A 13,453-nucleotide genomic window follows, 5' to 3' on the forward strand; every position below is an offset into this window, starting at 1 on the left:
ATTTATAAAATACTATCTATCCTTGCTCGGATAATCCATTTAATCAATATGGTTAGTATCACAATAGAAAATGCCTGAAGAGTTCTCCGTTCGGACTTTAATCCTCTGCTTAAATTAAATTTTGGCTGTGTGATCCTCAATTCTTTGTAGGCAGAAAGTCTGGGAAGAAATCGGCGGACGTTTTTCGAATAGGTTTCGTAATCTACACCAAAAGTTTTTTTCAAATAGCCTTCTTCTTCTTTGACTATTGTACTGTATTGGAAAAGAAAGAACGCAAGTGCAATTATTTGCAGGTAGGGGAAAAGGGCGAAAGACATAAAACCAATTCCAAGGTACATCAAAATATTTCCAACATTCAGCGGGTTTCGAACATAGCTGAAAGGACCGCTTACAATTAAATAAGTTCCCCCAACCTCACCGGTTGTGCGGGTTTCGCTGCCTGCCCAGCTAACACCCCAAAGACGAATTAACTCACCACTCAGTGCAAGTGCAAAGCCGAAAACTAATCCCCAAATGTTGGCATTCTCGTAAACCAACATGATAATTACAAATGGAATAGGAGTGTAACTTCTGTACTTGAAAATATTTTTCGCGAAATCTGACATTGTTTTTCTTTGTTTGATTTTAAATTTATTCTGCTTTATATACTTCTTTACGTTTTAGCTCAGCACGATGGCGCTTTTTTAAATTCTTTTTTGATTGAAGCTGTTCGAGTTTATTTTTTACATCTAAAAAATTATTGAAAGGGAAGTAACTTATCCTATTTCGTTCGCAATATTTGAGCAGATCATCTTTGGCAAAAATGAAATCACAAAAATCAATTGTATATTTATCAGAATTTCCATCACCGATGTAAACAGTGTATTCATCATCGCCGCTGTTATTAATGATATGATTGCGTTTACAATTTGCCGAACTGCTGCATGCAATATCATAAAAAGGAAATGATGGAATCAATTTTCCGGTGTTAGAAATTTCAAGTTTGTTGGCAAAATATTTTATATTACTCAGGTTTTCCTGGTCAAATATTCTCTCAATATAGTAGTCAAAACCATCGCTTAGCACATAAAGTTGAAACCCATTGATTCTGCAGTGCTCGTTGAAAATCGCAAAGGATTTATCAATTGGGATAGTGCTGATAAATGAATTCAGTTGATCTTCGGAAATATATTCGACAGAATTGCAAAGTTCAATCCAGCAATCGCGGGAAGATATTTTGTCCGTTAATAACTGAGCGATGAGCGGTTCAACTTTTTCGGGGACACCAAACTTTTCGAATAAAGCTTCTCCCACATCCCGGGTTGTAATGGTGCCGTCAAAATCAACAAATATTTTAAATACTCGATTCATTTTATTTTGTAATCACCATTTTTTTTACGTCAACAAATTCGTCGGATTTGAACCTGAAGAAGTAAATTCCAGGCTCTAAACTTTCAGCAGAAAAAGTAATTTCATTTTCGCCGGCATTAAATAATTGATTAGAAATCTCGCCGATTTTTTCTATTCGATTATTAAAAAACTCTACTGTCACTCTTTTAGGAGCTGGTAAATAAAAAGAAATTTTAGTATGGTCGCTAAAAGGGTTGGGGGAATTTTGTGCAACGATGATTTCATCAGCGCCTTTGAAATATACTATTTTAGAAACTTCAGAGGATTGTTCGTTTCCTTCGTTATCTTTTTGAACTATTCTATAATAAAGAGTACCACTTTCGTATGGAGTATCAAAATATTCATAATAATTTGCGTTTGATTTACCGTGAGAATTCTCTACGTGCACTTCTTGCCAGCCTGTAATGCCTGAATCAGTGAGAGAAGTTTTTTCGATTGTATATTCTGTGTCGCCGGTTTCATTAGCACTGTACCAGGAAATTTTAATTTTATCATTTATCAATTCTGATTTAAAGCCTACGATTTGAGAAATGTAAGTGCCCGTACTGAAAATTTTTTGCCCGTATATTTCGTTCGCTTTGTTTCGTGTGTCTTTGAAGATAGCTATGGCACCGCCTCGTTTATCGGATATAAGGGAGAGGTAACTTTTAAGTGAATTTGAATGCGAGCCAACCAAAACTCCTTTGTCATGCCAAACTAAATCGCCAGATGAATTAATCCTTTGAGAATAAATGTCACCCGTGCCCGAATCTCCGCGTTTATCAATCCAGGCAAGCACAGCGCCATTTTTACCATCACTTATTATTTTCTGCCCGAATTGATCACTCTTTTCATTTACAGGTTTAACCGGTCCATTTTTCCAAATTGAGTTTCCTTTAAGATCAAATTTTTGCAGAAAAACTTTATGATCATTTTTGATTTCATTTGTCCAGCTTACGATTATACTGGAGTCATACGCAACAGCCTGTGGATTGGATTGATTACCTTTTTGCTTTGTAATAAACTTTCCGCCGCGCTCCCATAAAATATTTCCTTTTATATCAATTAACTGATGATAAATATCTTTATCCTGGGATTGTGTTTGCCAGCAAGAATATATTTTATTTAAGCCGCTCAGTTGGACTGAGAAAGTTGTGATGCTTTGTGATGTACTTGAAACTGTTAATGGTTTACTCCCCCACAATAATTTGCCGGTTTGATTAATGTGTTGAGCATATAAGACATTTTTATTTTTTTCGGATTCAATCCAAAAAATAAAAACACCGCCGCTTTCGTCAACTAAAATGTTTGTGTTCGATTTTCTGTTTGACGAAGAATGTACTATAATTCCTTCATCCTTTCCGACAATTTTCCCATCAACATTCACCATTTTTACTTTGATAGAATAAACTGGATTAAGGTTTTTAGATTTAGCGATATAACAAATTAAATTCTGTCCTTGATTATTAACTGCTACCGAATAATCGTTTACTTCTTCATCCGGATTTGTAAGTTGTAACCCGCTTGGCGACCAAAGTAAATTTCCATTCGAAGTCACTTTCTGCAAGTAGAGATCTCCGGAAGCATTATGCGTGTAATCTTTCCAAAGCACAACAGCCGTACCGCTTGCAGATGCAGTTGAAACAGGATTCAACATCGGGCCGGAGAGCTGTGATATTTTTTTACCATCAGCTCTGAAACTAACTTTCCCGCTTCCATCAAGATGAATAAATAATACCTGACTTCCACCAAGTTCCTTCTTGTCCTGCCAAAAAATAAATGTTCCCCCCTTTGAATCATCCACGACGGAAATATTAACTGGATCTATCACATCAATCACCAGTTTAGTATTTTCATTTGTGTTATTCACCCATTGGGCATTAAGCGAAATGGTTAAAGCCAAAACGGACAGGGAGTAAAAAGAATTTTATGTATTGTTTTAGTTTTCAATTATTGTATAAATATTTTAACTGGCAATGTTGAAGTCATCATTAAATCTTACGCTCACAAGTTTTGAAATTCCCTCTTCCTGCATTGTAACGCCGTAAAGAGTTTGAGCTGCTTCCATTGTTCTTTTATTGTGAGTGACTACAATAAATTGTGTGTCATTGCTAAAGTCTTTTATAATTTTTGTAAAGCGATCAATATTAGCATCATCAAGCGGAGCATCTATTTCATCAAGAATACAGAACGGGCTTGGCTTTACGAGATAAATAGCAAAAAGTAATGCAATCGCTGTAAGTGTTTTTTCGCCGCCCGAAAGTAATTCTATAGAAGTTGGTCTTTTGCCTTTTGGTTTTGCAACAATTTCAATTTTTGCTTCGAGCGGGTCAGCGTTTTCTTCAAGCCGCAAGTCTGCTTCGTCACCCGGATTAAATAAGCCCCGAAATATGTTCGTAAAATTTGCTCTTATTTTTTCAAATGTTTCACTGAAAAGCTGCTGGGCTGATGTATTGATTTCACTGATTGTTTCAAGCACATCTTTTTCTGATTCAATAAGATCAAGTCTTTGCTTGCTCAGGAAATCAAACCGCTGTTTTTCTTCTTCATACTCTGAATATGCAAGTAGATTTATGGGTCCCAGATTTTTCATCTGCTGCTTTAAATTATGTACTTCTTCGGTTCTGCTTTTAAAATCAAAATTTTCCAAATCATCAAATGCTTTTTTACTAATCGTGAGTGAGTAATCTTCTTGAATCGAAGTGAGAAGGTTAGAAATTTTTATATCAAGTTCCTGCACGTGCAGATCGGCAGAATGGATTTCGTTTGACAGAATTTCCCGCTGCTGCCTTAAAGTGCGTAATTGATTTTCAATTTCGGTTATTTGTTTTTTAATTTCGTTATAGTTTGTGTCTATATTTTTCTCTTCTTCAAGAAGAATATCCTTTACTTTTTCGAGTTCAATCAGATTAACACCATTTTGATCAAGATTTTTAACAACCTGTTTTTTTTCTTCGATGGCAGAGTTAATATCATTTTCTCTTTTTTTAATTGAATCAATTATTGTTTCGAGATTTTCATTAGCTCTTTTGACTGAATTTTCCGTATTTCGTTTTTCACCGAGCATCCTTTCCAATTGAATGCCGTTTTGGTTATAGAGATTGAGAGCAGTGTTGTACAAAATATCAACGGAAGCAAAATCATTTTCCAGATTTTCAAGTTCGATATCAGCTTCTTTTTTCTGTTGAAGGATTTTTTGCAGTTCGTGATTCAGGTTTTCTTTTTTGGTGTCAATCCTATTTGATTCATCTGCCAACAACTGGATTGTTTTACGTGCAGATTCAATTTCATCATCAGCTTTTTTCTTTTCAAATTCAAATTGCGTAATCTGCTTTTCAATGTTTGAAATTTCATTCATCAACAATCTGCCTTTTTCCGAAAGTACGCGAAGATCAATTGCAGAAATTTGATTTTCGATTGTTGTTATTTCGTTCTTTAGATTGTTGATTGCCAGTTCACGTTCCGGAAGTTCATTTAATAAACCTTCGAGGAGCTGCTGCCTGCCGAACATCGAATCATCTTCGAGCGGAGTTGAGCCTGCTTCGACCACGCCGTTTTGATCAATAAAATCGCCGGTTAATGTAGTGAATTTGAAGAGAGGATATTTTTCGGAAAATTTAAAAGCATTTTCAAGAGAATCAACAACTGCAGTGTCGGAGAGATTTTTTTGAAAAACCTTTTTCCATTTGTCTTCGGTTTTTATGAAAGTGTATGCCCAGCCTAAGAAGCCGTTTTCTTTTTCTAATTTTTTCTTTCTTCTATTTTTAAGAAAAGAAAATAAATTGTCGAGTAAACTCTTGGACGGATTTTCTAATCTATTCAAAATAAAAGAAACTTTACCTATTCCGTTTTCTTTCAGGTAAGCAATTCCGTTCCGAAGGTCTTCAATGGTTTCAATAAGAATATTATTCAGATTATTCTTTAAAGCGGCTTCAACAGCAAAGCGGTAATGCTCATTGGAGGAACCAACATTAGCAAGCAAAGCCTTATCTCCTGCAGCCCAGCCCGAATAATCAAGCAATGCACGAGCTCCTTTAGATACACCCTCCAATTTACTAATTAAGCTTTGTATGAATTTAATTCTTTCCTTTATTCCGTTTAATGTGCTTCGGCTGTCAAGCTCGCGGTTTTTTAATTCATTCAGATTCTTTTCGAGCTGTTCCTTTTCGTTCTGTTTATGAAGATAAAATGCCTCGGCTTCTGCAAAATTCTTTTCGGCTTGTTGTTTTTCAACTTCAAGGTCTTCAAGAAATCCAACGGACTTTGCCACGTTATTTGTTAATGAAAGGATTTTGGAATTGAGATTGTTTATCTGATCATTTTTTTCTTTAAGATTTTTTTCATGATTAGACAATTCATTCTCTTTAGAGGATATTTCCCTGAAATTATTCAGAATAATTTCTGAACGGCTCTTCAGGTAATTTCTTTTTTCATCAAGTTCAATTTTTATCTGGTTTACTTTTTCTTCGGATGCTTTTTTTTGAGCTTCCATCAGGATTATCTGCGAAGAATGCTCATCTATTAGTTTGTCGGAATTGTTAAGGAACAATTCTGCTTCTTTTTGTTTCAAGCTAAGCTCGTCTAATTCCTGCTGATAACGCAGAATATTTTTTTCAAGCAGGTTTTTCTTTTCCTCATCTACGGAAATATCTTTTTGAATTAAGAAAATGCTTTCAGTTTGGTTTTCAATTGACGAACGTTTTTCTTTCAGAAGCAATTCAGTTTCATTTAAAGAATTTTTGATTAGTTGAAGTTCTGAGTCAAGGCGAGCAAGTTCTGATTCGGATAGTAATTTCTTTTTAAAATTTTCTTCTTTCAGATTTTTAAATTCATCTTTTTGAAAATGAAATAATGCAAATTCTCTTTCAGCAAGATCCAATTCCAATTCGCGCAAAGTTGTAGAAAGTTTATTATGCTTATCTGCACGCTTGGCTTGTCGTTCAAGGGAATTTACTTTTTTCTCAACTTCTGAAACAATATCATTTACACGGGTTAAGTCAGATTTAACTTCATCAAGTTTGCGAAGAGCCAATCTCCGGCGAAGTTTATATTTATTTACGCCCGCAGCTTCTTCAAACAGAATACGCCGCTCATCAGCTTTACTGCTTAATATTGTTTCAACCATTTTAAGCTCGATAACTGAGTAAGCATTTGCGCCAATTCCCGTATCCATAAAAAGATTGGTGATGTCTTTTAAGCGGCAAATATTTTTGTTAAGAAGATATTCGCTTTCGCCGGATCGAAAAATTCTACGTGTAATAGTTATTTCGGAATATTCAGACGGTAAAATTCCTTTTGTGTTTTCAATAGTAAGCGAAACCTCCGACATGCCCATCGGCTTTTTATTACTCGTTCCATTGAAGATCACATTTTCCATCTTATCGCTGCGCAAAGCACCACTTCTCTGCTCGCCAAGCGCCCACCTAATTGCGTCAACTATATTGGTTTTACCACACCCATTTGGTCCTACAATTGAAGTGACGCCGCTGTTGAAATCAACCACAGTCTTATTTGCAAAAGATTTAAATCCAAATATTTCTAACTTTGATAAATACAAATAAAGTCCGTTTTAGATAAGTTGAAATTGTTTAAGTGTTAAAAGGAAATTTTCAAGAAATGAATTGTTCAACTCTGCAAAAAACACAACTGCTCCAATAACAACAAAAAGAAAAATTGCTGAGTAGAAATAAACTGCCCCGGCATTCACATCAAAGATTACGCTAATACCTTTTAATAAACGATAAAAAATCCAAATCAAAAAAATGAATAAAGAGAAATAAATATATGTATTTGCAATTTCTGCACTAAGTGTTCTGTAGAGTATTATTCCGACCGGTATTAATAATGCGAGAGGAAGGTGCGCCCAAACGGTAGTAAAAAAAATACTTGAAAAGTAAACACGTGTTTTAACAAAAAAAGAAAATACCTTAACCAGAACAATGACATCAATTAAAAACAATCCGAATAATACTGAAAGCCAAAATAGCGCTGCTGATGGATGCCAGCTTAAAAATGTAACGGTGGATGAAACAACTTCGCTTCCGAGTGATTGCAGCAGCTTATCAAAGAGAACACTGTTTCTTAAATAATAAAGTAAATTTGCCGTGATTAAAGCGGAGACAAGAATTATGATTAGCCCAAGAAATGCAGAGTGATAACCCGAAATAATTCTTTGGTCACGAACATCCGCAAAAAAATTATATGGTCTTAATAATGCCCGGCTTGTATCTTCGCGAAATTTTTTGCCTGAATTGATCAGAACACCCATCATCAAAGCGAGAGCAAGTCCAAATACAATAAATATCATAGGTGAATCATCTTTGCGGCTGCCAATTGGAATGGTGACTTTATCAAGATTTTTGAGTTTTGCTGAAATAACTTTATAAGTTAAAGAATTGGTTCTTCTATCTTCTCTTAAAATTCCTGTTTTATAAATATTATTGCTTCCATAACCTGATACAACAGAAGATAAATCACCGCGGTAATCAAACATAGAATTAATGAAATAAGCAGAGAGCTTTGATGTGGAAGCATAAGCAATCATGTCAGAATAAGACTTTGCTTGTGCTTCGAATGAAAACGGATTGAGATATCCATCCGTATTTCCTGAATTGACTAAATAAGTTGCCTCCGAAATAAACACCCTGCTTTCACCGAGTTGAGTTTTCAGTTTTTCAACTTCTTGAATAACCTCATTTATATTTTTGTTAAGCACTTCAAGCCCGAATGCATCTAAATTATTCAATTCGGTAATTTCAGCATCACAAAAAGATGCATAAACAATTCCCTTAAATTTTTGTTTTACATCGGCAGATAAAAATTCAATCAGTGATCTATGTTCGGGACTTGACGACAAATAAGAACCGCCAAGACCAACGCCGGCTACTGCAAAATACTTACCGAAACTTCCGTTCATATTTTGGATAAAATTACTGCATCTTTCTCTAAAGTTCTGATCAATCGAAAGATTTTCAGGAATTGAATTCAAAGGTAATTCAATAAAGGAGAACAGCCCGTACTTGCCGCATAAATAAAGAAAGTATGGGTGGGGGATTGATTTGGCAAATCTGACCGCATTGAACCCGGTTTCTTTTATCGTTTTTATATCATGCTCCATCTTTCCATAATCAGCTAAACTTCCAAATTCGCCAAAGGAGGGGATATAAGTCACACCATTTAGCTGGTAATCCGAGCCATTGAGCAATAAATTTTCGTTTGTGAAGCGAAGTGAATAAATCCCATAATCCATTTCTCTTTCGTCAAGTATTTGATCTTTAGAAAGCACCTGGAATTTTATCTTGTACAAATATGGATTTTCCGGCGACCAAAATTTTGTGTCCTGTAGAATTGAACTTTGTGTAAAAGATTTTTCCGTATTTGGTTTTAGCTGGATAGGTGATTCTGAAAGCAAAGAAGCATTTCCGGCAATATCTATTAAAAATATTTTTAAGAAGAATTGTTCATTTGAGATTAAAGAATCTGCATTCTTTTTTGTAAGCCTGTTAGAAACTTTAATATTCGAAGTAAGCTGTACTTTTCCTTCATTAATCTCTGTTGTAGTATAAAAATTTTCAATGGCAACGAGCGGTAAAACCTCGATGAAAACATCCCTGATTATTCCGCCATAATTATTAGGAAACAAAAATTTATTTTTAAGAGGAATGGTATTTTGCGAATCAAGTTTATAAGTAAGAGATACTTTTATAATATTAGCTTTATCTGATTTTAAAACATCTTTTGGCAAATCAATTCTTATCGGCAGCTCACCACCCGAGTGACGATAGATAATTACATTATTGAGGGAAATATCGGCAGTATAATTGATCCCAAAAAAATTAAGCCTTAATTGGTTGGAGGTAATTTGATTTTTAGTAACACTAAATGATTTTTCATAAACAATATTTCCATCACCATAAAAAACAGAGGGAACTTTTATTTTAAGTTTAGTTATTTCATCATCATCAGGCGTGTAGATTTTCCAATTTCCATTTAAAGAAATTATCTGAAGCTTATCATTTTGCTGCAAAAAGGAAGGATCTGCTTCCTCAAGATTATAGTAAGCAGGTTCTTTAAATACAATCTGGCTAAAAGAAAAATTGTAAAAAATTAAAGAAATTGTAATACACAGCAGAAAAGAACGGAAAGGAAAAGACATTCTTGAATTATCGCTTATTTTTGAAAAAAAATCTTTCAAATTTACGAAATACAGGAGGGGAAATCAATTCAATTCTTAATAAATCAATGAAGCTAAACGGCTAAAACAAACTTTTTAAGCCGATAATATAATTCCCATAAAAGAATCTGCTTTCAAACAAGCGCCGCCGACAAGTGCACCGTCAATGTCATTTTGTGAGAGCAATTCCTTAGCGTTATCCGGTTTTACGCTTCCGCCATATTGAATTACGATATTTTCAGCAGTGGTCTTTCCAAATTTATCCAAGATTAAACTTCTTACAAACGAATGTACCTCCTGTGCTTGTAAGGGTGTGGCTGTTTTTCCGGTGCCAATTGCCCAAACAGGTTCGTAGGCTATGATAACATTTTTCATTTGTTCAACCGAAATTCCATTCAAGCCATTTAAGACTTGTCTTTTGATAACATCGTTCGTAATTCCGCGTTCTCGTTCTTCCAATAATTCTCCGATGCAAAAAATAGGGTTCAGTCCTGCCGATAAAGCCTTTTTAATTTTCTTATTAATCATATCATCTGTTTCGCCGAAAATATGCCGTCGCTCGGAATGCCCGATAATTACAAACCCGCATCCAACAGATTTTAACATCGAGGAAGAAACTTCGCCGGTAAAAGCACCGCTGTCTTCAAAGTGAATGTTTTGTGCGCCCAATTTTATCGCACTTCCCTCGATCAGCTTTGATGCTTCTGACAATGAAGTGAAAGCGGGACAGATAATAACTTCACAATTAGCTTTACTATTTTTTAAAAGATTTTTTAATTCGACGATCAACTTTTCAGAAGCTTGAAGGTCATTGTTCATTTTCCAATTGCCGGCAATTACTTTTTTACGCATTATTTCCTCTAAGATTATAATATTTGTTAAACAAAATTAAGAAAATAAAAATGTCTTTGCACTTTAATAGACTTGTGTTTTTTTTCAAAAAAACCCCGAAGAAATTTTAATAAAAATATGAAAACAAAAATATCCCGTCCTGTTTTAATCCTCGGAATGGTAAGCCTGTTTACCGACGTTGCCAGCGAGATGCTTTATCCAATCACTCCAATTTTTTTAACTGCCGTGCTTGGCTCATCAATGGCAGTTGTAGGAATAATCGAAGGCATCGCTGAAATAACAGCAGGTCTTTTGAAAGGATATTTCGGAAATCTCTCCGATAAAATCGGTAAGCGCTCGGTATTTGTATTAATCGGGTATGGAATTTCGGCATTGGCAAAACCGCTTCCGGGAATTTTGCAATCAGTTCCAATTGTGCTTGCCTCAAGGGTGGGTGATCGAATCGGCAAGGGAATCCGCACAGCACCGCGCGATGCTTTGCTCGGAAGTTACAGTAATGGAAACTCGGGTGCAGTCTTTGGATTTCACCGCGCAATGGATACACTGGGGGCGGCTATCGGTCCTTTGGCAGCACTGGCACTGCTGAATTTCTTCCCCGAAAATTTCCAGTTGATATTTTTAATTGCATTCGTGCCTTCTGTTATTGCCGTTGGATTTACTTTTTTTGTAAAGGATAAACCGATTTCGGTAAAATCAAAAACTCATTTTAATTATTTTGAATTCTGGAAAAGCTCACCAAAGCATTACAAAACACTATTGATTTTAATTACGACGTTCTCGCTTGTAAACAGCAGCGATGTTTTTCTGATATTAAAATCGAAAGATATTTCTCATTCAAGTTCGCTTGCGATATTCGGATATGTTTTTTACAATATTATTTATGCTGCTGCCTCCTACCCCCTTGGCGGACTTGCAGATAAATACGGCAAGAAAAAAATCTTTACATTCGGACTGCTAATTTTTTCCTTTGTCTATTTAGGATTTGCTTTTATTGATAATATAAATATTGTCTGGCTGCTTTTTGCGCTCTATGGAATTTACGCCGCATCAACCGAAGGAATTTCCAAAGCGTGGGTCTCCGATATTATTCCCGATGAACAGCGCGGGACTGCAATTGGATTGCTGACAATGTTGTCAAGTTTTGCAATTATGCTCGGCTCATTTGCAACCGGCGTTTTGTGGGATCAATTCGGATCGCGGGTGCCATTTACTTTATCGGCAATAATAAGTTTTGTAGTTATGATTTTTCTGGTGCGTGTAAAAGTTTCTAATGATTAAAAAAATATTTTGTCCTACTGAACTGAAAAAAAATTTTTTTCCTCTTCAAAAAAATTTTTTGGAAATTTTTTTGGTGCTGTTTGGGGTTTGGGTTTTTTTTTTTGGGGGGGGCCCGGGTATGTAGGTTTTTCTTTTTGATAAATCGTTCGATAACTCAAATGCTGTTTGATAATTGCCAGGGGTAATTATTCACGCTTTTGGAACTATTTTTGACGTTTGAGGCGTGCCGCAACAATATCAATGGATAGTGGTTCGATATCATTGGATGGCTCATTGGTCCCGATTATGCGTTTTCGAGACAAAATGAAGGCTCAATGATATGATTGGACGATCCAACAATATCAGTGGAAGGCTCAATAATCTCGATTATGCCCTTTCGAGATCGTTGAACCTCTCAATAATATCAATGGATGACGCTTCGATATTGGTGCGAGATTCATAAATAGTGGAAAATGCTCAAAACAACCAATTTTAGAAGGTTTTGTAGTTATAGGTGTGATTTTTATTCGAAAAATGAAGTTTTTTTGACCTGCCAAACTGCTTCCATTAAACAGAAAAACATAGTACAATTTAGTGAATAACAAAAAGAAGAATTACAGTTAATCAATCAGCTTGTGCAGCAGCCCTGAATAAATTTACACATTACTTCGGCGGGATTTTTATTTTGTCAAAATCTAACTTCACAAAAATCCTTTCGTTATATTTGATAAAGTTTTTATTTAAGAATAATAGATAGATGAATTCTTTCTTTTTTAACACATATCTCTCTTTGTGGCAGAGAATACCAATCGGCATTCAGCATAAGATTTCGCATTGGCTGGAGCATTCGTTCAACGCCAACACACTTACCCCCAACCTTCCCAAAGCTGCTATAATTGATCCGATAAATATCTGCAATCTTGATTGTCCGTTGTGTGCATCAAAGAATCAGAATTATGAAAAAGGGAAAATGTCTTTCGATACTTTTAAAATGGTGCTTGATAAAATTCCCTCTCTTCGTGTTGTTATACTTTTCAATTGGGGTGAGCCGCTTCTGCATCACGAAATATTCAACATCATTCGCGAATCTGTTAAACGAAATATTTACACAATCACTCACACAAATTTCAGCTTCAAACAAAAAGAGGATTTTTTTGAGGAGCTTGTCAAGTCGGGATTGCATCAACTTGTAATCTCTGCAGACGGCGCCTCGCAAGAGACTTATGAAAAGTACAGGGTGAAGGGAAACTTCGATTGGGTGAAACGAAATATGGAATTAGTTGTTTCAGCTAAAAAGAAATTAAAAAAACGCGATCCTAAAATCGTATGGAAATTTTTAGTCAACCGTTACAACGAGCACGAAATAGATTACGCAAAACAGCTTGCAAAGCAAATAGGAGTTGAACTTCTTTTTGATAAAATGGGACTGGCGGATGACATCCCCGATCTTGCTTTCGCGGGAACTCTTGAAGAACGAATGAAAGAGTGGCTGCCGCAAAATCAAAATTTTATTTTAGATTATTATAAAAACGGAAACAAACTTCCGTTAAACGATGAAGCCTGCAATCAGCTATTCAAATCAACTGTAATAAATCCGGATGGCAAAATCACCCCCTGCTGCTGGGTAACAAGCAAAGAAAATATTTGGGGTGATTTAACCAAAGAAACATTTGAAGAAATCTGGCACAACGAAAAATATCAATACTCAAGAAGTTTATTCAATAAAATTAATTATGAAGGAAAGATTGATCAAACTGTCTGCACAAAATGCGAAATCTATCAAAGACTGAGATAGAATTACTC

The 13,453-nt window shown here is 35.4% G+C and carries 8 protein-coding genes; 2 read left to right on the plus strand and 6 right to left on the minus strand.

All coding sequences use genetic code 11. The annotated features are described in order from the left end of the window. Window positions 1-2 precede the first annotated feature (2 nt). The 6 genes from IPH11_06340 to IPH11_06365 all read right to left on the minus strand — a co-directional run bounded on the left by IPH11_06340 (window position 3) and on the right by IPH11_06365 (window position 10,393). A complete protein-coding gene (locus IPH11_06340) occupies window positions 3-605 on the minus strand; it encodes an isoprenylcysteine carboxylmethyltransferase family protein (protein ID MBK6913281.1) in 603 nt (200 codons plus the stop codon). 25 nt (window positions 606-630) lie between these two features. Further along, window positions 631-1,350, minus strand: coding sequence for an MtnX-like HAD-IB family phosphatase (locus IPH11_06345; protein MBK6913282.1), 720 nt, complete (start codon window positions 1,348-1,350; stop codon window positions 631-633). Window position 1,351: 1 nt separating this feature from the next. Beyond that, on the minus strand, window positions 1,352-3,199 hold the full coding sequence (locus IPH11_06350; protein MBK6913283.1) for a hypothetical protein: 1,848 nt from the start codon (window positions 3,197-3,199) through the stop codon (window positions 1,352-1,354). Between the two features lie 135 nt (window positions 3,200-3,334). After that, window positions 3,335-6,925 (minus strand): chromosome segregation protein SMC, encoded by a 3,591-nt coding sequence (smc, locus tag IPH11_06355; protein ID MBK6913284.1) that lies wholly within the window; start codon window positions 6,923-6,925, stop codon window positions 3,335-3,337. Between the two features lie 12 nt (window positions 6,926-6,937). Further along, complete coding sequence (locus IPH11_06360; protein ID MBK6913285.1) at window positions 6,938-9,523, minus strand: hypothetical protein; 2,586 nt, start codon at window positions 9,521-9,523, stop codon at window positions 6,938-6,940. Window positions 9,524-9,637: 114 nt separating this feature from the next. Next, the gene (locus IPH11_06365; protein MBK6913286.1) at window positions 9,638-10,393 is read right to left on the minus strand and encodes a triose-phosphate isomerase; all 756 of its coding nucleotides are present in this window, start codon (window positions 10,391-10,393) and stop codon (window positions 9,638-9,640) included. Between the two features lie 117 nt (window positions 10,394-10,510). Between IPH11_06365 and IPH11_06370 the strand changes: the two genes are divergently transcribed. Both IPH11_06370 and IPH11_06375 read left to right on the plus strand, forming a co-directional pair. Beyond that, window positions 10,511-11,671 carry an MFS transporter gene (locus IPH11_06370; protein MBK6913287.1) on the plus strand — a complete coding sequence of 387 codons (1,161 nt, stop codon included), beginning with the start codon at window positions 10,511-10,513 and terminating at the stop codon, window positions 11,669-11,671. 736 nt (window positions 11,672-12,407) lie between these two features. Then, window positions 12,408-13,445 carry an SPASM domain-containing protein gene (locus tag IPH11_06375; protein MBK6913288.1) on the plus strand — a complete coding sequence of 346 codons (1,038 nt, stop codon included), beginning with the start codon at window positions 12,408-12,410 and terminating at the stop codon, window positions 13,443-13,445. Window positions 13,446-13,453 lie beyond the last annotated feature (8 nt).

The organism is Ignavibacteriales bacterium (assembly GCA_016709155.1).
Lineage (GTDB): Bacteria > Bacteroidota > Ignavibacteria > Ignavibacteriales > Ignavibacteriaceae > JADJEI01.

Bases quoted from the DNA above. Each gene is read 5' to 3' on its own strand.
- IPH11_06370 (MBK6913287.1), top strand. From the start codon at position 10,511: ATGAAAACAAAAATATCCCGTCCTGTTTTAATCCTCGGAATGGTAAGC.
- IPH11_06345 (MBK6913282.1), bottom strand. From the start codon at position 1,350: ATGAATCGAGTATTTAAAATATTTGTTGATTTTGACGGCACCATTACA.
- IPH11_06375 (MBK6913288.1), top strand. From the start codon at position 12,408: ATGAATTCTTTCTTTTTTAACACATATCTCTCTTTGTGGCAGAGAATA.
- IPH11_06365 (MBK6913286.1), bottom strand. From the start codon at position 10,393: ATGCGTAAAAAAGTAATTGCCGGCAATTGGAAAATGAACAATGACCTT.
- IPH11_06360 (MBK6913285.1), bottom strand. From the start codon at position 9,523: ATGTCTTTTCCTTTCCGTTCTTTTCTGCTGTGTATTACAATTTCTTTA.
- IPH11_06340 (MBK6913281.1), bottom strand. From the start codon at position 605: ATGTCAGATTTCGCGAAAAATATTTTCAAGTACAGAAGTTACACTCCT.